This window comes from Shewanella youngdeokensis, assembly GCF_033180165.1.
GTDB classification, from domain to species: domain Bacteria; phylum Pseudomonadota; class Gammaproteobacteria; order Enterobacterales; family Shewanellaceae; genus Shewanella; species Shewanella youngdeokensis.
Genome location: NZ_CP136522.1, coordinates 1,360,179 through 1,385,585 on the forward strand (window position 1 = coordinate 1,360,179; position 25,407 = coordinate 1,385,585).

At 42.1% G+C, this 25,407-nt stretch carries 9 protein-coding genes; all 9 read left to right on the plus strand.

What is annotated here, in order from left to right:
- Positions 1–243 precede the first annotated feature (243 nt).
- The 9 genes from RGE70_RS05780 (at position 244) to RGE70_RS05820 (ending at position 25,389) form a co-directional block, all read left to right on the plus strand.
- Complete coding sequence (locus RGE70_RS05780; protein ID WP_310470580.1) at positions 244–12,504, plus strand: putative Ig domain-containing protein; 12,261 nt, start codon at positions 244–246, stop codon at positions 12,502–12,504.
- Between the two features lie 99 nt (positions 12,505–12,603).
- The gene (locus RGE70_RS05785; RefSeq protein ID WP_375087906.1) at positions 12,604–15,792 is read left to right on the plus strand and encodes a CRTAC1 family protein; all 3,189 of its coding nucleotides are present in this window, start codon (positions 12,604–12,606) and stop codon (positions 15,790–15,792) included.
- Positions 15,793–15,915: 123 nt separating this feature from the next.
- Complete coding sequence (locus tag RGE70_RS05790; protein WP_310470582.1) at positions 15,916–18,192, plus strand: DUF255 domain-containing protein; 2,277 nt, start codon at positions 15,916–15,918, stop codon at positions 18,190–18,192.
- A 180-nt stretch (positions 18,193–18,372) separates the two neighbouring features.
- Positions 18,373–18,834 (plus strand): hypothetical protein, encoded by a 462-nt coding sequence (locus RGE70_RS05795; RefSeq protein WP_310470583.1) that lies wholly within the window; start codon positions 18,373–18,375, stop codon positions 18,832–18,834.
- Positions 18,835–18,840: 6 nt separating this feature from the next.
- On the plus strand, positions 18,841–20,793 hold the full coding sequence (locus RGE70_RS05800) for a glycosyltransferase family 4 protein (RefSeq protein ID WP_310470584.1): 1,953 nt from the start codon (positions 18,841–18,843) through the stop codon (positions 20,791–20,793).
- The gene (locus tag RGE70_RS05805; RefSeq protein WP_310470585.1) at positions 20,790–22,004 is read left to right on the plus strand and encodes a hypothetical protein; all 1,215 of its coding nucleotides are present in this window, start codon (positions 20,790–20,792) and stop codon (positions 22,002–22,004) included. The genes RGE70_RS05800 and RGE70_RS05805 overlap by 4 nt, the downstream gene beginning before the upstream one ends.
- Entirely contained in the window at positions 22,001–23,113 is a 1,113-nt protein-coding gene (locus RGE70_RS05810) for a glycosyltransferase (RefSeq protein ID WP_310470586.1), read from the plus strand. Before RGE70_RS05805 ends, RGE70_RS05810 begins: the two co-directional genes overlap by 4 nt.
- A 60-nt stretch (positions 23,114–23,173) precedes the next feature.
- Positions 23,174–24,406: an adenylyltransferase/cytidyltransferase family protein gene (locus RGE70_RS05815; RefSeq protein WP_375087907.1), complete on the plus strand. Its 1,233-nt coding sequence runs from the start codon at positions 23,174–23,176 to the stop codon at positions 24,404–24,406.
- Complete coding sequence (locus RGE70_RS05820; protein WP_310470587.1) at positions 24,406–25,389, plus strand: hypothetical protein; 984 nt, start codon at positions 24,406–24,408, stop codon at positions 25,387–25,389. The genes RGE70_RS05815 and RGE70_RS05820 overlap by 1 nt, the downstream gene beginning before the upstream one ends.
- Positions 25,390–25,407 lie beyond the last annotated feature (18 nt).

Here is a 25,407-nt window from a genome sequence, read left to right on the forward strand (position 1 = left end):
GGGGTTGTTAGTTTTTTTGTTTATCTTTGCTGTTGATTTTGAAAGAATATTTTTTTGGGGTTCTTGTGATTCTTAAATATGATTGTTACTTATGTGTTACATTTTTTGCTTTTGTGTACCTTGTTTTGCTATTGTAGTGCCATATTGAGTTTATTCAGTATTGTTTGGTTTACGCACTTACTTTTTTTAGTTTGTTGTAAGGATTTAAGTGTTAACTTTACCGCGGGGATGAAAGGGCATTGCATGTTGAAAGCACTAAAGGGATTCACTTGTGGTTTTTATCGAACATGGTTTATAGGAGTTTTGGGTGTAAGCTTATTCAGTTTTTCTGCCTTTGCTGCAGATGGTGACTTAACTCTTGATGGAAATCTCAGCAGTGCAACTATAACTAGCAACAGTTCAACGACTTTAAATTATTTATTAACCAATACGTCATTAACTGAAACGGCCTCTGCAATTGGGTTTAGCATTAATCTACCTGCTGGTGTGGTTATTTCTGCATATACAAACGATTCAACCACCTGCTCTACTGGAAGTTATACTCTCTCTGCTGGTGGCGGTGAAATATCCGCTTCAGGCTATCAACTTTCACCAAATCAAAGTTGTGAATTTAGTTTTAATATAACGGGCGAAGCTGTTGAAGGCGGCTCGTTTAATATTGCTTCAACAAATTTAAATTCTAATATTGGTACTGGAACTGACACGTCAACAACATTGACGGTAAACGCAGTTGGTGTTGCAGCTTCATTAACTATGGCGCCTAGTGAAATTTCTGTTGGTAACATTAGCAGCGTGACACTTGAATTAACTAATACGTTAGATTCTTTCGTGTATGGCTTTTCAGGTAGTATCAATCTTCCAATAGGTTTGACACTGGCACCGTTAGCAAATTTACGTTCTGATTGTGGCAACTATATGGTGCTGGGCGGCAGTGCTGGCGACAATAGTGTGGCTATGTCTTCTACTTACTTTAATAATGCTCTTTTTGCATTTTTACCTGCGGGTAGTGTTGATGTTCCAGCCAGTTGCAGTGTCTCTTTTGATGTAATTGCCGATATCGCTGGCAATTTTAATTTAAGCACCACAGATTTAAGTCACGCTGCGGTTGGTATTGGTCAAGCTTCTGGTGCACTAAGTGTGGTTAAGCAGTTTGTAAATATGTCGCTTGACCCATTAACCGTTGTGCCCGGCCAAACGGCAAATTTAAACGTTAGCATTACTAATTTCGACCGTAGCAGCAATGCTGAAAGTATCACTTTTACTGATGTTTTAGGTGATGCTTTGTCGGGATTAGTTGCTACAGGGTTACCTTTAACTGATGTTTGTGGTTCTGGTTCTGTTCTAAGCGGGACAGAAACTGTGGTGCTGACAAATGGTATGTTGGCAGGAGGGGAAAGTTGTGATTTTTCCATTCCTGTATCTATTCCTGCTAACGCTACTATTGGTTCTTACACTAATACCGCTAGCGCAATATCTTCTAGTTTAAATGCGAGTTACCCTGATGCAACCAATGCTTTTAGAGTATCAAACGTACCAACAGTATCTTTTGATGTAGTAGAATCTGCCATTACGGCAGGTAGTGATATTACTCTTAGGTATGTACTCACTAATGTTGATAGCGTTAATGCTGCTTCTGCTCTAAGCGTAAGTACTTTTTTCGGCGGGTCTTCAGTTGCTAGTATACAAACCTTACCTGCTGCAAACTCTTGCGGTGCTGGTAGTACATTTACACAATCAAATAATACTGATGGTATTTATTTTAATGTCGCAACAGCATCTTTGCTGGCAGGTGGCTCTTGTACTTTCGATGTTATTTTAACCTTAAACGAAGCTATAACATCGGGAAGTTATAGCTTTAGTGCAGAAGAAGTTACGGCAACCATTAATGGTAATGTTGTAGCAGGTCCGTCCCCCTCTACTAGCACTGCTTTTATTGTTGATTCTGCTCCCAACATGAGTTTTTCTTTCGAAGAGGCTGTATTACTTCCTGGGCAAGCTACTAGTATTAATGTTGCTTTAACTCATAGCGCTAACTCGTCAGATGATGCGACCGATATTGAGTTCACTTTGAATTTAGGCGCAAGCCTCACTGGGCTAGTTGCAACTGGGCTGCCATTGGTTGATAGTTGTGGAGTGGGTTCTACTTTATCTGGTAGCGCTATTGTTAGCTTTTCTGGTGGTGCATTGAGCGCTGGTGCTTCTTGTAGTTTCAGTATACCTGTTCAATTACCGGTTGATACTGTCGGTACGTTTGCATTCACAAGTTCTACTGTGATAGCACAGGTAGCTGGTAATACCGTACAGAAAGCCGGCGGCAGTGCAAGCGTTGCTATCAGTGGTTTACAGTTCACAAAAAGTTTCAGTGACAGTTCGATTAAAGTCGGTAGTGCAGGTACTAGTGTTGAGCTTACTTATTTAATCACCAATCAAGCGGGTGCTGGAGACGCCAGCGCTATTCAGTTTACTGACAATATTTCAAACTTTATTGCAGGTGCTAATGTTTCATCAGCAGTTTTAAATGGATTTTGTGGCGCGAGTAGTGCGACATCCGGTACCACCTTTCTTGTTGTGACAAATATTGAAGTTTCTGAAGGTAGCAGTTGTAGCTTTACTGTTACTTTAAATATACCTGCAGGAACAACGCCTGGCAGCTATCGCAGTACCTCAAGTAATGCTTCTGCGACTGTAGCTGCTGTTAACCAGTCTGTGACAGCCGCGACGGCTTTATTAAGTATTAATGAGCTGACAGTTGTTACTCAAGTAGATATATCAAGCCCTACATCAGAGTCGGTTGTTAATTTGACAATTAAGTTCTCAGATGACGTTGTTAATTTTGATTTATCTGATATCAACGTAGTAAATGGCGCTTTAAGTAATTTTACTGGGTCTGGGTCAACTTACAGTGCTGAAGTAACACCAAGCGCTGATGGGGATGTGACGATTCAAATTCCTGCTGGTTCTGCTAACTATGCCTTAGACTCAGCAGTTAGTAACCAAGCTGCTATTGATATTGTATTTGCCTATCAATCAGAGCCATTAGTACCTACACCGAGTTTATCCATCAGTTCGCCGTCAAGCCTAGTCGCTAATGTTGGCCCTGTTACTTACACCATTAGTTACACTGATGTTGAAGTTGTAAATTTAAGAGCTGAAAACATTAGTTTGAATGCAACTGGTTCGGCATCGGCAACCATAGCTGTTATTAATGGTGATACGAGTACTCCAACTGTAACCTTAGACGGGCTTACCGGAGCTGGCTCTTTGGGAATTACTATTGGAGAAGGGAGCGCAAGGTACAGTACTAACGCTGCTCCAATGGCGGGCCCTAGTGAGGTTTTTGCTGTGGATACCATAGCACCCTCTGTGACTTTAAGCGCCTCTGGCGCAGTACAAACTGCTGCGTTTATCGTGGATATACTCTTTGACGAGAATGTGCTTAATTTTACTGAAGAAGATATCAGCATTACCAATGCAACCTTATCTGATTTCCAGGTTGTAAATGCCAAAAATTACAAGGTTACAGTGAATGCTACTGGTGAAACAAATATCACCATCAAGGTCGCTGAGAATAAAGCTAATGACAGTGCAAATAACTCAAATACAACATCAAATACATTAAATATTCAATATGATGATCTTGAACCTTCAGTTGATATATCCGGCCCTTCTGGCACTGTAATCGCACCATTTACACTTTCATTCATGTTTAGTGAAGATATTACTGGTTTTGATATAAACGATTTAGTTCCAACTAATGCTACGTTGAGTTCCTTTACAGCTATTGATGCTACGAACTATTCAGTGATCGTTACGCCGATAGCCCAAGCGAATGTTGTTGTTAATATCGCTGCTGGTAGCGCGGTTGATTCGGCACTTAACCCCAGCCAAGTAGCTAATTATTCAGTTGTTTACGACATCAATGACGCGCCAGTTATTAGCGGCGCACCTGCGACCAGCGTTGCTGAAGACAGCCTGTACAGCTTTACGCCAACAGTGAGTGATGACGATGCCGGTGACACATTAAGTTTTAGTATCACTAACAAGCCAACTTGGGCCAGCTTTAATAGCAGCAACGGTAACCTGTCAGGTACTCCAACTAACAGCGATGTGGGCAACACCAACGGCATTGTGATCACGGTTGATGATGGCACGCTAAGCGCTAGTCTTAGCGGCTTTAATATTAGCGTCACCAATGTCAATGACGCGCCAGTTATTAGCGGCTCACCTGCGACCTCAATTGCTGAAGACAGCCTGTACAGCTTTACGCCAACAGTGAGTGATGACGATGCAGATGACACATTAAGTTTTAGTATCACTAACAAGCCAACTTGGGCCAGCTTTAATAGCAGCAACGGTAACTTGTCAGGTACCCCAACTAACAGTGATGTGGGCACGAGCAGTGGCATTGTGATCACGGTGTCTGATGGCACGGTAAGCGCTAGTCTTAGCGGCTTTAACATTGCGGTCACCAATGTCAATGACGCGCCAGTTATTAGTGGCACACCTGCGACCAGCGTTGCCGAAGATGCTAGCTACAGCTTTACGCCAACAGTGAGCGATGACGATGCCGGTGACACATTAAGTTTTAGTATCACTAACAAGCCAAGTTGGGCCAGCTTTAATAGCAGCAACGGTAGCCTGTCGGGTACTCCAACTAACAGCGATGTGGGCAACACCAACGGCATTGTGATCACAGTGTCTGATGGCTCGGTAAGCGCTAGTCTTAGCGGCTTTAATATTAGCGTCACCAATGTCAATGACGCGCCGGTTATTAGCGGCTCACCTGCGACCAGCGTTGCTGAAGACAGCCTGTACAGCTTTACGCCAACAGTGAGTGATGACGATGCAGATGACACATTAAGTTTTAGTATCACTAACAAGCCAACTTGGGCCAGCTTTAATAGCAGCAACGGTAGCCTGTCGGGTACTCCAACTAACAGCGATGTGGGCACGAGCAGTGGCATTGTGATCACGGTGTCTGATGGCACGCTAAGCACTAGTCTTAGTGGCTTTAATATTAGCGTCACCAATGTCAATGACGCGCCGGTTATTAGTGGCACACCTGCGACCAGCGTTGCTGAAGACAGCCTGTACAGCTTTACGCCAACAGTGAGTGATGACGATGCCGGTGACACATTAAGTTTTAGTATCACTAACAAGCCAACTTGGGCCAGCTTTAATAGCAGCAACGGTAACCTGTCGGGTACTCCAACTAACAGCGATGTGGGCACGAGCAGTGGCATTGTGATCACAGTGTCTGATGGCACGCTAAGCACTAGTCTTAGCGGCTTTAATATTAGCGTCACCAATGTCAATGACGCGCCAGTTATTAGCGGCGCACCTGCGACCAACGTTGCTGAAGACAGCGTTTACAGCTTTACGCCAACAGTGAGTGATGACGATGCCGGTGACACATTAAGTTTTAGTATCACTAACAAGCCAACTTGGGCCAGCTTTAATAGCAGCAACGGTAACCTGTCGGGTACTCCAACTAACAGCGATGTGGGCACGAGCAGTGGCATTGTGCTCACAGTGTCTGATGGTAGCGTTACTGCGGCATTGAGTGGCTTTAATATTAGCGTCACCAATGTCAATGACGCGCCGGTTATTAGCGGCGCACCTGCGACCAGCGTTGCTGAAGACAGCGTTTACAGCTTTACGCCAACAGTGAGCGATGACGATGCCGGTGACACATTAAGTTTTAGTATCACTAACAAGCCAAGTTGGGCCAGCTTTAATAGCAGCAACGGTAGCCTGTCGGGTACTCCAACTAACAGCGATGTGGGCACGAGCAGTGGCATTGTGATCACTGTGTCTGATGGCACGCTAAGCACTAGTCTTAGCGGCTTTAATATTAGCGTCACCAATGTCAATGACGCGCCAGTTATTAGCGGCTCACCTGCGACCTCAATTGCTGAAGACAGCCTGTACAGCTTTACGCCAACAGTGAGCGATGACGATGCGGATGACACATTAAGTTTTAGTATCACTAACAAGCCAAGTTGGGCCAGCTTTAATAGCAGCAACGGTAACCTGTCGGGTACTCCAACTAACAGTGATGTGGGCACGAGCAGTGGCATTGTGATCACAGTGTCTGATGGCACGCTAAGCGCTAGTCTTAGCGGCTTTAATATTAGCGTCACCAATGTCAATGACGCGCCGGTTATTAGTGGCACACCTGCGACCTCAATTGCTGAAGACAGCCTGTACAGCTTTACGCCAACAGTGAGCGATGACGATGCGGATGACACATTAAGTTTTAGTATCACTAACAAGCCAAGTTGGGCCAGCTTTAATAGCAGCAACGGTAACCTGTCGGGTACTCCAACTAACAGTGATGTGGGCACGAGCAGTGGCATTGTGATCACAGTGTCTGATGGCACGCTAAGCGCTAGTCTTAGCGGCTTTAATATTAGCGTCACCAATGTCAATGACGCGCCGGTTATTAGTGGCACACCTGCGACCAGCGTTGCCGAAGATGCTAGCTACAGCTTTACGCCAACAGTGAGCGATGACGATGCGGATGACACATTAAGTTTTAGTATCACTAACAAGCCAAGTTGGGCCAGCTTTAATAGCAGCAACGGTAACTTGTCGGGTACTCCAACTAACAGCGATGTGGGCAGTACCAACGGTATTGTGATCACTGTGTCTGATGGCACGGTAAGCGCTAGTCTTAGCGGCTTTAATATTAGCGTCACCAATGTCAATGACGTGCCAGTTATTAGCGGCTCACCTGCGACCTCAATTGCTGAAGACAGCCTGTACAGCTTTACGCCAACAGTGAGTGATGACGATGCCGGTGACACATTAAGTTTTAGTATCACTAACAAGCCAACTTGGGCCAGCTTTAATAGCAGCAACGGTAACCTGTCAGGTACTCCAACTAACAGCGATGTGGGCAACACCAACGGCATTGTGATCACGGTTGATGATGGCACGCTAAGCGCTAGTCTTAGCGGCTTTAATATTAGCGTCACCAATGTCAATGACGCGCCAGTTATTAGCGGCTCACCTGCGACCTCAATTGCTGAAGACAGCCTGTACAGCTTTACGCCAACAGTGAGTGATGACGATGCAGATGACACATTAAGTTTTAGTATCACTAACAAGCCAACTTGGGCCAGCTTTAATAGCAGCAACGGTAACCTGTCAGGTACCCCAACTAACAGCGATGTGGGCAACACCAACGGTATTGTGATCACGGTTGATGATGGCACCGTTACTGCGGCATTGAGTGGCTTTAACATTGCGGTCACCAATGTCAATGACGCGCCAGTTATTAGCGGCGCACCTGCGACCAGCGTTGCTGAAGACAGCCTGTACAGCTTTACGCCAACAGTGAGCGATGACGATGCGGATAACACATTAAGTTTTAGTATCACTAACAAGCCAACTTGGGCCAGCTTTAATAGCAGCAACGGTAACTTGTCGGGAACCCCAACTAACAGCGATGTGGGCAACACCAACGGCATTGTGATCACGGTTGATGATGGCAGCGTTACCGCGGCATTGAGTGGCTTTAACATTGCGGTCACCAATGTCAATGACGCGCCGGTTATTAGTGGCACGCCTGCGACCAGCGTTGCTGAAGACAGCCTGTACAGCTTTACGCCAACAGTGAGCGATGACGATGCGGATGACACATTAAGTTTTAGTATCACTAACAAGCCAAGTTGGGCCAGCTTTAATAGCAGCAACGGTAACTTGTCAGGAACTCCAACTAACAGCGATGTGGGCAACACCAACGGCATTGTGATCACGGTGTCTGATGGCACGGTAAGCACTAGTCTTAGCGGCTTTAATATTAGCGTCACCAATGTCAATGACGCGCCGGTTATTAGTGGCACACCTGCGACCAGCGTTGCCGAAGATGCTAGCTACAGCTTTACGCCAACAGTGAGCGATGAGGATGCGGATGACACATTAAGTTTTAGTATCACTAACAAGCCAAGTTGGGCCAGCTTTAATAGCAGCAACGGTAACTTGTCAGGAACCCCAACTAACAGTGATGTGGGCAACACCAACGGTATTGTGCTCACAGTGTCTGATGGTAGCGTTACTGCGGCATTGAGTGGCTTTAATATTAGCGTCACCAATGTCAATGACGCGCCGGTTATTAGCGGCGCACCTGCGACCAGCGTTGCTGAAGACAGCCTGTACAGCTTTACGCCAACAGTGAGTGATGACGATGCGGATGACACATTAAGTTTTAGTGTCACTAACAAGCCAAGTTGGGCCAGCTTTAATAGTAGCAACGGTAACTTGTCGGGAACTCCAACTAACAGTGATGTGGGCACGAGCAGTGGTATTGTGATCACGGTTGATGATGGCACGGTAAGCACTAGTCTTAGCGGCTTTAATATTAGCGTCACCAATGTCAATGACGCGCCAGTTATTAGTGGCACGCCAGCGACCAACGTTGCTGAAGACAGCCTGTACAGCTTTACGCCAACAGTGAGTGATGACGATGCCGGTGACACATTAAGTTTTAGTATCACTAACAAGCCAACTTGGGCCAGCTTTAATAGCAGCAACGGTAACCTGTCAGGTACTCCAACTAACAGCGATGTGGGCAACACCAACGGCATTGTGATCACAGTGTCTGATGGTAGCGTTACTGCGGCATTGAGTGGCTTTAATATTAGCGTCACCAATGTCAATGACGCGCCAGTTATTAGTGGCGCACCTGCGACCAGCGTTGCTGAAGACAGCGTTTACAGCTTTACGCCAACAGTGAGCGATGACGATGCGGATGACACATTAAGTTTTAGTATCACTAACAAGCCAAGTTGGGCCAGCTTTAATAGCAGCAACGGTAACCTGTCGGGAACCCCAACTAACAGTGATGTGGGCAGTACCAATGGCATTGTGATCACGGTTGATGATGGCAGCGTTACTGCGGCATTGAGTGGCTTTAACATTACGGTCACCAATGTCAATGACGCGCCAGTTATTAGCGGCGCACCTGCGACCAGTGTTGCTGAAGACAGCGTTTACAGCTTTACGCCAACAGTGAGCGATGAGGATGCGGATGACACATTAAGTTTTAGTATCACTAACAAGCCAAGTTGGGCCAGCTTTAATAGCAGCAACGGTAACTTGTCAGGAACCCCAACTAACAGTGATGTGGGCAACACCAACGGTATTGTGATCACGGTTGATGATGGCAGCGTTACTGCGGCATTGAGTGGCTTTAACATTGCGGTCACCAATGTCAATGACGCGCCGGTTATTAGTGGCACACCTGCGACCAGCGTTGCCGAAGATGCTAGCTACAGCTTTACGCCAACAGTGAGCGATGACGATGCCGGTGACACATTAAGTTTTAGTATCACTAACAAGCCAAGTTGGGCCAGCTTTAATAGCAGCAACGGTAACCTGTCGGGTGCTCCAACTAACAGCGATGTGGGCACGAGCAGTGGCATTGTGATCACGGTTGATGATGGCAGCGTTACTGCGGCATTGAGTGGCTTTAACATTGCGGTCACCAATGTCAATGACGTGCCAGTTATTAGTGGCACGCCAGCGACCAGCGTTGCTGAAGACAGCGTGTATAGCTTTACGCCAACAGTGAGCGATGACGATGCGGATGACACATTAAGTTTTAGTATCACTAACAAGCCAAGTTGGGCCAGCTTTAATAGCAGCAACGGTAACTTGTCGGGAACCCCAACTAACAGCGATGTGGGCAACACCAACGGCATTGTGATCACTGTGTCTGATGGCACGGTAAGCACTAATCTTAGCGGCTTTAATATTAGCGTCACCAATGTCAATGACGCGCCAGTTATTAGTGGCACGCCTGCGACCACAGTTAAGCAAGATCTACCTTATTTATTTACGCCAATAGTGACCGATGATGATGAATCCGATGTGCTTAACTTTACCATTCTAAATAAACCAGAATGGGCGAATTTTAGTAGCATTGATGGCACATTATCTGGAACGCCAATTCACTCAGATATTGGTAAAACCCAGAGCATCGTAATTTCGGTATCGGATGGAACTGTAACATCAGATCTATCGACTTTTGCAATCGAAGTGCTAAACGTGAATGATGCACCTGAGATAACAGGTACGCCGAATTTAACGGTTAAACAGGGTCAGTTATACAGTTTTACCCCAACAGTTACAGATGCAGATGAAGCGGACATATTAACCTATAAAATCAGTAATCAACCTAGCTGGGCACAGTTTAGTATGGTTGATGGCACACTTAGTGGTACCCCTACGAATGATGATGTAGGCAAGACTGCAGATATTATGATTTCGGTTTCAGATGCCGAGGTGCAAGTCGATCTCGCTTCATTTGATATAGAAGTAATTAATGTTAACGATGACCCCGTATTTGATTCTGAGCCTATTACTGAGGCAACGGTATTGGTTGCTTACCAATATAATATTCAGGTAAGTGATGTCGATATTGATGATGAACTGACAGTCACGCTTGTATCTGCACCAGATTGGCTAACGCTTAATACGCTTAATCAGTTGGTCGGAACTCCGCCGGTAGAAAGTTCTGATCAAGACTATGTTATTGAAGTTGCAGTGTCTGACGATATCATTACTGAGCCGGTTATTCAGCGCTTTACACTCAGTGTGTTACAACCAACTGATACTGAAGTGTCGGTTATTGCTAACCTTTCTCCTGCTCCTGCGATATTGGCACAACAGGTGTCGTTAGTGATTGAAATCAATAATGATGGATACACTGCTGCTACAGGAGTTGAGTATAAAATCAACTTTGCTGAACAACTAACAGTGTCTGCAATCCCTACTGACTGTACTGAAACTGCTGATGGGAGCATCAATTGTATACTCGTTGATGAACTTGCTATTGGTGATTCGGTGAGATTTATTGTTGATTTTGTCGTTGCTGATATTGCAAGTGGCTATACGTCGGTTGCAGTTGAAGTGAGTGGTGATAACCTCAACGGAGATACATTTAACGACCAAGCCGATTTATTATTGGGCAGTGAAATTGTAGACATTGCTGGCGACGTTGTTAGTAGTACGGCGGCATCAGTCGGTTATGTGGTCGATATGAACGGCGATCAGCTAAATGATTTACTTATCTACCTAGCCAGTGAACAATCATTACAATTAATGCTCAATGACGGTTCCGGTCAGCTTTTACCAACTTTAAAGATTAACCTTGAACAGGGCGTTAGCGCCATGGTTGCTAACGATATTAATCTGGATGGTCATATCGATATTGTAACTGTTGGTGGTGCGCTGCAAGGTAACCGTGTTTATCTATTAGACAATGAGTTTACAGTTACCGACGTAGAGTCGTTAGATGCTGTGCTAGCTGACTTTGTTTTGCTGGCAGATCTTGATTTTGATGGCGCGCCAGAACTCGTGCTTGCTGGGAATTATCAAGATAGCATTGCTATTTATTCTGGTGTTGGAACAGGGGCGACAATCGTCAACAGCCTGCCAATATCAACTTTGGTTCCCGCCAATCTCAATACAAAGCCAATTGCGCAAGTTCAGCAACCACAAGATAGTGACACCGTTATTAATGAAGTTGCAGGCGTAAACGCTCTTAGTTTGGTGGCGACAAGTACTGGTGAGCAGTTGTTAGTCGGAGTCAATGGGCAATCGCCAGTGTTGGTTTCTTATGAGTCTGGTGACTGGCTACAAAACTCTGTGACAGCCCTTGGTGATGAGCTGGCAGAAATTGTGTCTACAGACGTCGACGGTGATAATAAAGCTGATTTATTAGTGCTTCGAGCTGATGGTTGGCATTTGATAATTGATGCATTTGGCGAAGCATATGAAAGTCAGGTGAAATTACCGAATGCAACGACGGTGAAGGTGACTGACCTTGAAGGTGATGGCGTTACTGAATTGATATTTGTGATGCCACAGGGAGTGAGTGTTTGGCATTACTTTGATGTAGAGGATTTTCGTCCGAGTGCTTATGTCATCGAAGGTGAATCAATAGAACATGTATCTCTGATTGATCTGAATAACAATGGCAACCTCGATATTGTTACATTTGATTCTCAAACTGGAGTATCAGTTTGGTATGTCAGTGACAGTGGAACGATTGGTCCTGATGACGTTGATTTGTCGGTGTTTGCTAGTGGACCGAGTTTCCCTAAGCAAAATGAGGCGTCTGCAATGAGCTGGTCTGTGTTTAATCATAGCGAAGGTGTTGCCACTAACGTGCAGTTAAAAATCAATGTCACAGAAATGCTTAACATCACTTCTTACCCAAGTAACTGTGTACTGGGTAATATTCAGCTTACTTGTAATTTAGTTTCAATTGCTCCGGGTGAAAAAAAGTTTGTCGACATTGAAGTTACACCTCAAAGAGATGAAGAGTTTCAGTTGTTGGGTGTAGTCAGTAGCCAAGAGTACGATTTGGATGAATCAAATAATAGCGTCAAGCCAAGGTTTACTGTAACAGCGCCCCACGATGGTGGTAGCCTGCCAGTATGGGCACTCATATTCTTGTTCTTATGTGCAAGGCAAAGAATGCACCGAAAATAATTAAAATAATGGATACAGGGTCGTTGCTCTGTACCGCGTAATACTTTTAGCGCCTATGTTCTCTTTTACATAGGCGCAATTTTTTGAAGGAATGTTGTCATGCTTAAAATATCAAGTTGGTCTAAAATTGTTGGAGCAAACTTGTTGTTGGGATATTGCAGTATGACTGCTAGCATCGCGAATGCCGAGTCTGTGCTCGATCATCAGCCGCAGGATCTACCTCTATTAGAGTTAATGGGGGAGTTTGAATCATCTAAAGATCCTAAGTGCCATGCTACTGCTACTCGCTTAGAAGGGTTGATTTATGGTACCCCTCTTTCAAAGCAAGCAAGATATCTTAAAACTGAATACCAGAAGGATTTAGTTCGCTCAATATGGCAAATAGCTGCTGTGCGTAATCCAGCGTCAGCCATGTTATCTGAGGCCGAAGTTAACGCAGCTGCTGCAACATTATTTGTTATCAACTCTAAAAAAGTGGCTAATGAATTAGTTTGGTTAGTGAGTATTAACGACCAGACCACTGAAATATCACAGCGTGATCAACAACATTATGGCTCTATTGCTTATACCATGAGAGCAATGCTTGCCGTTCAGCAAGATGTGTTGTTAGATTTTGATGCCGAATTACCAGAGCTCTCTGATGCTGCGGCTAAAGCGATGACTAAAAAGGTCGATTTACTTACATTAGCACTATTAAAAAATACAGATACACAAGCCAGGCTAGAAAATGCATATGAGATATCTGCCGCGCATATTCAACAAAACTGGTCAGCGCTCATCCCAGATCGACAACCAAAGCAAAATATAGTCGTAGCATCTTCAGTTACCGATCCAAGCGAGGTTCATAATAGCGGTTTATTGATGGGGATAATTGATCAAAAAATAAAGTCGTTTGAAGAGTACAATGACATAAATCAGACTTTATTTGCTCGAAATTTACAAGTATATTTTGCCAAGCTGTCGATGCCAGATAGCCCCTCAGAAATGGCAGAGTTTAAGCGCTACTTTACCGAAGCCATGATCGCATTTTCAGGAACACTCTACCTCGATTCACAGTCCAGAGTCGTTTCGGGAACCACAATTAATGAAGCTGCTGTCGCCGATTCCCTAGAATCGATATTGCCTCATACCGTCAATGAGTACGAGGATGTCATTTTTTATCCAAAATTTCCGAAACAGAAGCAAGTCATTATTGAATCTTACGACATGGATGCATTTAGAGATTCAGGTCTGCATTGGGTCTACTTTAAAGAAGCAATAATTGACGCTCAAGCATCGGTAAGGTTAGAGGCTGACCCTTTTGCTGCAGAATTAATTAGTGAGGCGATTGCTCACTATGGCGTACTCTTATTACGCAATGCCGGAAAAGAAGGTAAGCGAATTAAACAAAAGTCTTTGTCTGCGTCTTTGATAACAGCAAGCTATCACAGTATTGAGTCCACAATAGCTAATTATGCTAAGTATACTCCTGCTAAGGTTGAAAAATCGGTCATTGTTTCAGCTGATACACAGCCTCAGCCTGAAACTACGCGTTATTTCAGCAATGTCACAACGGATAAAGGCTTAATTGCCGAGCATAGGTCATCTGACTGGTTAAGTCGTTTACTGCGTAGTTATTTAGAAAAAAATGAACATACAGGGATTATCACCATACCACCAGCCTTTGGTGGTAGCGGTGTCGCAGCTGAAGATATAAATAATGATGGTTTAGTCGACATACTGATATTAAGTGGAATTGGCAATCGCTTATTTTTAAATCGAGGTGACCGATTTGTTGATGTCACACAAGCCTCCGGATTGTCGAATTTAAGTCAGCGTAAGGGCAGCGATGGCCGAGCGGGTGAACCGCGCCAACCTTTGATTGCCGACTTTGATAATGACGGCGACCAAGACATAGTGATTACTTACGTCGATGAAACTCATCGGGTATATCGCAATGACGGACAGGCAAAGTTTGTTGAAGTTACCGCGGTGGCTAACTTGGGTGGCAGTGGGTTAGTAGGTGGGCCCGCAACCACGTTCGATGTTAACAATGATGGTTTATTGGATATCTACATTGAATATTTTGGTAACTATTTAAACGGTGACCTACCGACATTAAAACGTCGTAATGATAATGGCGGCACCAACGTGTTATTTATTAATAAGGGTAACTTTAAATTTGAAATGGCTACTAATGCATTAGGAGCCGATAACAATGGATGGGGCCAGGCCGTTACCCACGCAGATTTAAATATGGATGGCTGGCAAGACCTGATTGTTGGTAATGATTTTGGCGTTAACGCTTATTATATAAATCAAGCTGGGAAAGGTTTTGTTGATGCTGCAGCGGCTATTGGTATTGATAAACCGACATATACCATGAATTTAAGCGTTACGGATCTTAACCGTGATGGCATAGCAGATATTTATGTCTCGAATATTGTCACCATGAATAAAGATCAAAAATACGTTTTACCGAGTGAAGACACTACCACAAAGTTTAATCCCGAAAAGATGGCCAATATGCGCGTAGTTGAAGGGAATGATCTGTTCATATCGAACAAGTCGGCCTCAGGCCAACTTAAATACCAACTCAGTGACCTCGTTGGCCGAGGGTATACCTCAACAGGTTGGGCTTGGGATGCTGACTTTTTTGATGTTGATAACGACAGTGATGACGATTTGTATGTGTTGAACGGCATGAATGATTATTATGTCTATTCAAGTGATAACCCGTATTACTCAGACCCACATACTGGAGAGTCTATTAATGCTGAATTTCCTGATGCTGCTAAAGCTAGTAATGTGTTTTTCCTCAATAGTGGTGGCAAGTTAAACAACGTGTCAGCCGTGAGTGGTTTAGACTTCATTGGTAATTCTCGCTCAGCTTCCTATTTAGACTTTGATAATGACGGTGATTTAGATGTCGTGGTGAATAACTATCACGGCACGGCAAAGTTGTTCCAAAATCACGCCGAAAAGCTTAATAATAATTGGCTTAAAATACGCCTGCAAGGGGCTCCTGAGTCAGGTGTAAACCTCGATGGTATTGGCGCTCAAATTATTGTTGGTACAGAAAATCAAGGATACAGTTGGCGACAGGTTAGCGGTAGCCAAGGGTATATGTCGGTTCATCCTAAAGAGCAGCACTTGGGGCTCGGTAAAGCAACCTCTGCCAAAGTCGCAATTATTTGGCCAAATGGGCAACGACAATTTTTTGATAATGTTGCCGCTAATAAAAGTTATACCATTCGCTATGCGCAGCAAGTCACTCCAGCTACAGCTCAAGTTCAAGGTGAAGAATAAGCTGGGTGTATAAGTGATTAAGCCTTGGATTGTAATAAAACGGTACAAGGCTTTTAGCTCAATCAATTTAGCCAGCAACCTGTTCTACACTGCTTGCTGGCATTTAATTAAGTGAATCTATTTATGTCTTTTACATTCAAACTTATCCTGCTTGCTTTTTGCTTAGGTTGTGTTTGCGTTGATGGCTCAGCCAAGACAGTTAACCAGAGTGAAGAGCTTAAACGCGCATTTTTAGAGCGAAAAGAGTGGCTCATTAGCCAACAGATAATAGATAGCAATGAGCTGCCTAGTGACTTAAACCCGCTAATTTTGTCGGATTCCCCTTATTTGCTTAGCCACTCGTTGCAGCCTATAAACTGGCGGGAGTGGCAAGATTCGTTTGAGCAAGGGCTTAGCGATAGCAACCAACTGATATTTGTTTCGATAGGGTATTCCACATGCCATTGGTGTCATGTCATGGCAGAAGAGAGTTTTAACAATCCTGCCATTGCAGCCATATTGAATGAACACTATGTCAGCATTAAAGTGGACCGCGAGCAATGGCCGTTAGTGGACCACCGTTTTAAATCGGCATTAGAAGTTATAAAAGGGGAAGCTGGCTGGCCCATAAATGTTATTTTAACGCCACAGGGTAAAATTATTTGGGTAGACTCCTATTTAGATAAAGCTAATTTTTCTAAAACAATTTTAGGTTTAGCTCAACGTTGGCTGGAGAACCCTGACGCGATTAATAAACTCGCAAAGCGGATTGAAACACAGTTGAAATCGGAATTGCCACAGGAATCATTAGCAAAATCACATCAACTGACTACAACTGAATGGGGGCAATTATTACCTAAGCAACATGCTTTTATTCATAGGCTGTTACGAGATGAGTTGCTCGGTACCGATCCTCGCTTTTTTAAAGAAAACTGGTTGTTAGGCCTATTGGATGAATATTTACGGACAGGTAACAATGATTATTTAAATAGTGTGGAAAACCAAGTGAACGATATCTTGCTTAGTCCTACTTATGATGCCATTGAAGGTGGGTTTCACCGATATGCTGTAGATAGCATCTGGCTAAGGCCACATTTCGAAAAGATGCTTTATACCCAGGCAAATATGCTAAGGGTATTGGCAAAGCTTTATGGCATAACAGGAAAAACTGAATATTCGGTTGCCATAAAGCAAACCAATGGTTGGGTAAATAAATGGTTAAGGCTAGATAGTGGCTATGCATCCGCGCTTTCAGCTATATCAGAAGGAGTTGAAGGGAAATATTATTTTGCGGACTTGATTAAAGTTGATACCCATACGAATCTGAATATAACTCCCCCTTTAATAAGTAGTCTATCGCCGACACGGGGAAAAAGTTTAGTGTATTTAAGTTCACTAGAACAAGATTGGACAAAAACTGAATCTGTACAGCAGGTTGCACTTTATAGACAAAGCCTTCAACAACCCTTGGTTGATGAAAAAGTAATAGTCAGCTGGAACAGCATGTACGCATTAGGGTTAATGGAGGCCTATGATTCCACTGGGAATGAGCAATACCTGCAACAAGCTGCAACGCTGTTAGATAAGCTATGGTCTACGTCACGAGTTGATGGGCACCTTTACAGGAGTATTTTCCTTAAACAAGCCAGTATTTCGGCTAATATAGACGATTATGCATGGTTTGCATTGGCACTATTAAAATTAAGTTTTGAGCAGCAATGGGATAAACACGGTAATCACAATCAACATTTAAATCGGGCTAAGTGGTTGCTCGATAAGTTGGTGGATGAGTTGTCTGTGATTGATAATTACCAAACTCTCACCAGCTTGAATCGAGATGATGAAATAGAGTCCGCCAAGGCTACTGTTTTGCAGGCATTAACAGTAGGGTATGAATTAACTCAGGAACGTAAATATCAATATTTTGTCAAGAAATTGAGCGTTTATGACCGTCGAAGCATCTCCAAATTAGCAAGCCAATATCGATTCGTTGCTCAGCAATCTCAGCGGTTTAATGTCCTCAGTTTTGGAAGCACATCCTTTGCTAAAGGGAAAGGTAAAGTAAAATCAGCACTGAATGATAGGATGATTAAACTGCATTTCGACCTTGCACCAGGTTGGCATATCAATGCTAATATTGTTTCAAACCCACGCTATATAGCAACAGAAGTGAACCTGCAAAAGCTTAACGGGCAGAAAATTGCTGCTGAAATTAGCTATCCTAAAGCTAGTCATTACTCGGTTTCCTTTGATGAAAATTTATTGGGGTTATTTGAGAAAGCCTTCACCATTAAGCTTACAGAAATAGACCGCCAACCTTTTAGTGAGCAAGTTAAGGTTTCGGTTGTATTGCAGGCTTGTTCAGATAAGTTATGTTTATTACCTGAAAAATTAAATTTGTATCCGTTAATAAGCGAATAGTTTTATAACTTAAACCTCTCACAGACAGTCGAATGTTGTTCTTAAACTGTCGTTAGTACAGGCTAATGTTCGCTTGACAATGATATTTTATGTTTATTGCAAAAAGATTACCGTTTTTTTCTTTTGTATAAAATGACATAATTAAACTCATTATATTTTATGGATAAAGGTTTCTGCCCAATGAACAAAATTAAGCAGTTAATAAAAAAAATTATTGGAAAAAAAGATGTCAGATTTCATATCGACACAATGAGACCTGACTTGATTAGCGGTTGGGCTTGTTTGATGGGCTCTCCGAAGCATAGTTGCACTATTCAGTTTAAAGATGGAAATACGGTTGTAGCTGAAACCACTGCAAATGTAATGCGTGAAGATTTGTTAGTTGCTGGTATTGGTAGCGGTGCTCATGGTTTCAGCTTTGATCCGGGGCTAAGTGTGTTTGATGTAACACCGAGAACCTTGCATATGTACATAGATGGTGTGAAACAAGCTCAACAATCAGTCACGATTAGGCAAAAGCCTGAACAAATACTGAACGCCTTTGGTTCTGAAATGGAAAAGCGTGTTGATGCTTTATTAGCATTGCATCGCGAGAAATTGACTCGCGAAATGGAACAACTTGTAAAAACTGAACAGAAGTAATTAACTATGCATCTTTTTGCCAATGAGCATGGGTTGATCGTATTTTGCCCGCTTCCCCCTAAGCCAAACGGCATTGCTGATTATTTTGCTGAGCAGGTTCCTTATTTGGCAAAGTCCCATTGTTTAACTGTTGTCATAGAAGATAGTCATCCAGAGCCATTAGGTATGCCTGGATATGTGGAAATTATCAGACTTACTGAATATTTAGCTAACCGTCAGCGTTACCTTGCTTACAAACATGTTTATCATGTAGGAAATAACAGCGATACTCAGTATTTGCTGCCTGTATTGCTCTCAACGCCAGGCGTTGTAGTGATTCATGATTTAAATCTTCATCACCTTATTGATTTAACCACTTTGGGCAAAGGCAATAAGTCAGCTTATAGTGCATCTTTATTCCATCAATATGGCCGTTTAGGTAAAATTATTGGTGAGCAACTTGATAACCAAGGTTGGAAAGGAAGCTTTTCCCCGTCAGAATTAGAGTTAAATGGCAGTATAATTGACTCTGCGAGTCACATTATCGTCCATTCTCAGTATTCTGCAGACAGAGTCATGGCAAGAGGTAAGAATAATGTCAGCGTTATTCCGCACCACCTTGCTCCAACAATTGCTAGCTACCCTAGAAAACTTAAGTTAGATTATCGACGCGCTTTAGGTTTACCGACTGATAAACTCATTTTTACGTCAATGGGTTTTATTGCCAAAGCTAAGCAAATAAAAGCAGTTCTTAGTTCATTACGAGAATTGAAACTGCAAGGGCTAGACTTCGTGTATGTATTAGCGGGGCAATGTAAACAATATGAATATGATGTATTTCAAGACATTCAAGCTGCAGGTTTAAGTGAAAACGTTATCGTTACTGGTTTTTTAAGCGAGCATGAATTTTATCAACATTTGGGCGCAACGGATCTTATTATCAATTTGCGTTACCCCTCTGGGGGGGAAAGTTCCGGAACACTGACGCGAGCCTTAGGTATGGGCTTATGTTGTGTTGTGGTTGATATTGGCCCTTTTGCAGAGCTACCTGATGGCGTCGCTGTTAAACTTAAATATAATGATGACTTTCAACATTCTTTAACAGAGAGTTTATTATCATTAGCAAATAATGCAGATAAACGAACTGCTATAGGTTTGGCGGCTAAAGTTTGGATTGAAAAAACTCATCGCATTGATATAACAACGAAAATGTACCTTAACTGTATAGAGGCTTCAGAAGGGTTAAAATCACTAGGCAATGTCACCTTTAGTGAGCAACTGAACCAAACTAGTCAGTACTACCTACCTAAACAAAGCATGTGCAAGCAGTTAACACAACATAAAATATTTGAGCACAATGGCAGGCCTGGGCTCGCTTGGACTGAGTCACTGATTCCGCTTAGTTGCAGTAATGAGTCATGTTTATTAGTTAATTTTGAGAGTTTTGATAGTCGTCTTTTAGTCGACATACTTGATTATGAAGAGTCGCAACTAACTTCTATATCGATAGAGCAATTATTCTCTGAAGCTTACTTTGAACATTGGCAGCAGTACCAAGTTGTTAATGCTCAGTTTCCATTGAGTTTGTTTGCTGACGACCCGATCTATTTACTGTGTTTTTTAAATGGAGTTTGTACCCTAGGTGCCAAGCTTGTATTAACCGTTACGCTAGACTTAATGGATAGTGAACCAGCAATATTGTCTACGCCTCAGGCTATTACTGAGTACCTTAGTGCTTCAGGTTTTGTGGTTGAGCAGGTGGTTACGGGAGAGCAAGATATAGATTTTAACCTGGCCTCAGGCATAGAGCCACAAGCGCAATGGTGTTTTACTGGGCTACTTTGGAGTCGTATGATAGATCGTTTCCCTAAACCTTTTTACCCTGTTGCTGACTCGCAATGTTTACTTTTAAACCGAAATGGATTTGATAAATTAGTGCCTATGACTGCCATTGATTATTTATTGGAGCCCATTTCATGAGCGGAACTAGTATAACTAACGAGGTATTTCTTGGTGATACTTATCCAATAAGACAACGTAATATTCTTTATTGGGCATTATGTCAACGCTTTCGAACGCAAACTCAAATGGTTGTGATTGATTTACCAAGTTCTATACCGACATTATTTTCTACAGCTTGTGGGTTCAATATATTTCAATTTACAAGCCTGTCTTTGATAAACGCTATAGGCCCGTGGTGCTTTAATGAAAGCAAAACGGATGACAATATTTTTAATACTAATTACTTAATTGGTGGCCGAGATATTGATTGGCATCATAGACAGTCATTCTGTGGTGGTGCATCGTCAGACCTAGGCGCAAAAAAAATCATTCCAATTCGAACGATTGATAGCTTATTTGGTGGTTTAAAGTCACTTGGGTGGTTGCACATCAATGATCAAGAGCACTTGCTAGAAATAATCGCGGCCGCTAAGTATACGATAACAACTCATCAGCCAATGATGACTGTTGTATTATCTCAATCCAATTCGGCATCGATTTTGAAAGCATTCATCGCATTTTGTACTTCGATTGATTATGCCGTTTATGATAATAAAGGGCAGCAATTATTGGCGGAATCTGAGTTAAACGGTATTAATGGCAGTGACATCTTTGCGCTGCATAAGACAGAGGTGTTACCGGCTTCATTGCTTAGTAAACTTCAAGCAAGTTCAAATGCTGCTCCAGCACCTGAAAGAGCGGCTTTTAGAGAGAAATTAGATATAGCACTTGTTGCGCAAACATCTCAAGGCGTTGATATTTTAGAGTCGTTGATTAGAAATCAGCAGCAATTATTTACACCATCAATGTTATTGAGTAAGAATGTTTATGAAAAAGAGACGTTCGATGGTGTTGAGTATCATTGGACTGGTCCAGATGCTCAAACGAGTTTTATATTACCCTTACCTCATTCAGGGCAATTTCATTTACAGTTTAATTTATTTTCTTCTCAGGCTGTAGCAAGAGAAATGCAAGCTTATTTGACCATCGACGGACAAAAGCCTAGGCCTATTTCTATACCTGAAAATGGTACTATACAATATGATTTTTGCGTAGCTGCTGAATCATTTAAAGGCTTTGTCAATATTCACCTCAATGTCAATAAAGTAGCGTACATACCTGACTCTGGAAAACATTTGGGTATTGCTATTGAAGATATTAAAATCTTTTGGCAGGAGAACTTGCAATGAAACAGATTTTAATTATTTCGCCGATCCCATCACACCCACAAAATCAGGGTAATAGTGCGAGAATCTATCAATTATGTAAAATGTGGCAAACCCTTGGTTTTCGTGTTCATTTTATTTACTTTGGTCTTGAAGGGTTGACGGAACAGCAAAGTTTGCAGATGACCCAGTGCTGGGATCACTTTTACTACGTACAGCCACAAGGAGGTGCAGCAGAGCCTTCTTTTGGTGATTTTTTTCATGTCGATGATTGGTATGATGAACGGGTAAGTACCTTAGTTGCTGAACTTTGCAGCATTTGGACTTTTTCTCACTGTGTAGTTAATTATGTTTGGTTTTCTAAAGCGCTTGAAGTTGTGCCCGACAGTGTCATTAAGGTCATTGATACGCATGATGTCTTTGGTGACCGCCATCTTGTGGCTAAAGCGGCAGGGATGGAACCTGTATGGTTTTATACTTCGAAAGCATTGGAGGCTATGGCACTCAATCGTGCTGACTTAGTGTTAGCGATTCAAGATGAAGAAGCAGAGTATTTTAACCGTATTTGCGATGCGCAAGTTGAGGTAGTAGGGTACGTTGTTCCTCCAGAAATTTTGTTACCGGCTCCTAAAGCGACGAACGGCAAGATAAGAATAGGTTACCTAGGCAGTGGCAACCCTTTTAATGTGGCTTCAATAATCTCTTTTCAACAGCATTTATTAAGTGCAGATATTGATTTGTCGCGATTTGAATTTCACCTAGCGGGTTCAGTTTGTAATGGTTTAGCTGATTCAACTGCACCATTTATTGTGCATGGAATGGTGGATAGTTTGAGTGATTTTTATCGGCAAATGGATATAATGGTTAACCCAATGCTAGGTGGTACTGGGCTAAAAATTAAATCTATTGAAGCACTCGCTTTTGGTCGACCATTAATTGCAACTGTGGATGCTATGGTTGGAATAGAAGTTGATAATCCTCACCAGACTTGTGCCTTGATGACCAACGTGGTTGATAGCTGTAACGCCATGTTAAATAATAACGAAATTAATCAACTGTACCAAGATTCTTTATTGGCGTTAGAGAAATATAATTCAAGGTTTATTTCTTCATTTAGAGCTTTATTTTCATAAAGTGTAGTGTATTAGATAATTTTTTGCTGCTGTAGTGCGGCAACTTAAAGAGATGATTAGATGTCAGAACATGTTATGAGTGAAGATGAAAAGCAGCATAAGTTAGATGGCTTTTTTAATAGGGTTATTCTAAAGAAAAGTGTCATGACCAGTTACTATCGGATGTTTAATATTTTCCAAAATATTTTACATGAGCATGGTGTTGAGTTTTTTGCTCACTCTGGAACCATGTTAGGCTGTGTCCGACATCAGGCTATTATCCCTTGGGATGATGATGTAGACGTGATGGTAGAGGAAAGCTTTGAAGCTGAGCTACTTTCAATCGTTCCGAAACTTCAAGCTGCAGGAATTACTCTTAAAGGGTCTGAGCACGACGGTCTTTACCAATTTTATTGCACTAGTAAAGAGATTTGTCCCCTAAACATATATATGCAGATAGATGTATTTATAGGTCAGCGGATGCAAATTGATGGCGAGTTACGCTTGCACTACAAGAGTGATGATTTCCGTGGTTGGTTCCCTAAGCGTTCAATCAAAATTGCTGATCTATATCCACTTAGAGATTACCCATTTGGGCCATTAACGATTAAAGGCATAGGTAATTATGAAGACTACTTTGCAAGAAGTGGCTTTAACTTAAAAGAAGCCATTGTGGCAAGGCATATGAACTTTGATGGTTTTTTACCTGAAATTGAAGAGTTAAAGGCTTTAGGGGTTTATCCAATTACCAAAGCGTCGATTCTTTCTTACCGTCATGAAATCCCGTTGGAAGAGGTCAAGACCTTAGTATCAGTTGCTAACGATGTTAAACCTCAAAAAACGGTTTTAACTTACGGTACTTTTGATCTATTTCATGTTGGACACGTTAGGCTTCTGAAGCGTTTACGAGCGCTAGGTGATCGTCTTGTTGTTGGTGTTTCAAGTGATGAATTTAATACCGGTAAGGGTAAGAAATCATTTTGTTCTTTTGAAGAGCGGGCTGAAATTTTGCTAGCGACTGAGTATGTTGATGCGGTATTTGCAGAAAACTCTTGGGATCAAAAGCGGGCAGACGTAAAACGATTCAACGTTGACATTTTTGGAATGGGCAGCGACTGGGCTGGGAAGTTTGACGACCTAAAAGACTGCTGCGATGTGGTTTATTTAGAGAGAACTCAAGATGTATCTACAACCGATATAAAAAAAGCATTAGCAAAAATTTCTGCTGAAGATGTTGTTGAGCTAGAGCAATCACTCCATTCAGCATTGGAAATTGTAGTTAATTTGGCTTCTTCAGTAGGGCGGTCAAAGTAATGGATAAAATGCGATTAATTATTCATGGAGGAATGCATAAAACGGGCAGCACTGCTTTGCAGGAAGCGTTGTCCTCGCATAATGAACTAAACCAGTTACAGGGGGTATTATTCCCAAATACAGGAATAAGGCATGATTATGGTGTTGGCTCGCGGCATTTTTATGTGCGTGAAACTCTTTTTAATACACATCATAAACAAGACAATGTTTGGGAGGGGTTATATCAAGAGGCAATATCAAAAAATTGTAATGTAATCATTTTGTCTTATGAGAACTTCTTATCACCGGGAATAATGGACGAAGGGGCAATAAATGAAATAAAGTATTATTTTGATGTTTCATTTATTTGCTACATTAGAGATTCCATATCTTACTTTAATGCAAAGTATAAAGAGTGGGTTAGGCGGCTAGCATTTGAAGGTGAAGCTGCGGATTTTGTGCTTGAACATTTAAAGTATGTCCATATTGATAAAATGCTTAAACCATGGATTGATTTGTGTGGCCTTGAAAATGTTTTTTGTTTTCCATTTAGGCGAGAGAGTTTTTTTAATCAATCTATAGTTGATGATTTTGGTTCCGTTTTATCATCTAGATTTAATGTGAATATTAAGCTAGATAAGTTTACTAGCAGAGTTTCGAATAGTTCGTATAATAATGCGCAAACGCTATTATGTTTATTGAGAAATAAGTTTTTTGGTGGTTTTAAGGCGATGAGTAATAGTGAGAGAGCTATTTTTTCAAAAATCATTGATAAGTTAGATAGCGAGGCAGGCTTGTTACTGAGTAAGTCTACATGTATTCAACTGAAGTCAATGAGTTGGCGTTCTAATCATTTTTTGCGACATAAATTTAACTGTATAATTGAAGAACCCATCGTAAAAGATTTACCTTTTTGTAGAGACTATCATTCACCTTATTTGCGAGTGAATTTAATTAATGAAATTGAACGTGGGTTGAACCGTAAACCTAATGCACTTGTGTAATTAAACCATTACTTTATC